This window comes from Vibrio sp. 2132-1 (genome assembly GCF_033344315.1).
The window spans coordinates 1-501 of the sequence record NZ_JAWPON010000922.1 but is presented as its reverse complement, the minus strand read 5'-3'; the positions used below and the strand labels follow the sequence as shown (position 1 = coordinate 501).

Genomic DNA, 501 nt, shown 5'->3' with positions numbered 1-501 from the left:
AAGCGAAGCGCATGTTGACAGAAAATACCATGACAGAAAATGTAACCAAGGTGCAGCAGGCTTGTGGTAATGAAGTACTAGAAACCAATATCGATTGGGCTCAGTGGGATAATTATGATTTTTCTGAAGCTCGACTTGATAAAGTAAAAACCACAGGTTGGTTAGGTGGCCTTATTAACTACATCTATGATGATATGGTGAAGTTGTGCACGACAACTGAGCACGCAGCTTTGTATAAAGAAGAGTTTCAAAAAGTTCAAAAAATCCAATTCGTAGGTCAAGATTCAGTGAATGCGAAAAAAGCAGGCTTCGCGTTAGATGAAGGTGGTAGCGTACTCAAAGTTGCCCTGAATCCAAATGCGGCTTACGACTCTTCAACGTTGAAGTACCTTAAGCAGGCATGGAACTAACACGATGAAGAAAACGTTATTGTCGTTATTCATGGTGTCCGTCAGCTTTGCTGTGGTCGGTGAAGAAGCTCGTTACACCATGGACGACTTA

1 protein-coding gene is annotated in these 501 nt (G+C 41.9%); it reads left to right on the top strand.

The window, feature by feature from the left end:
- Positions 1-410: hypothetical protein (locus R8N47_RS28745; RefSeq protein WP_318138147.1), on the top strand; the 410-nt coding region annotated here is incomplete at its 5' end.
- Positions 411-501 lie beyond the last annotated feature (91 nt).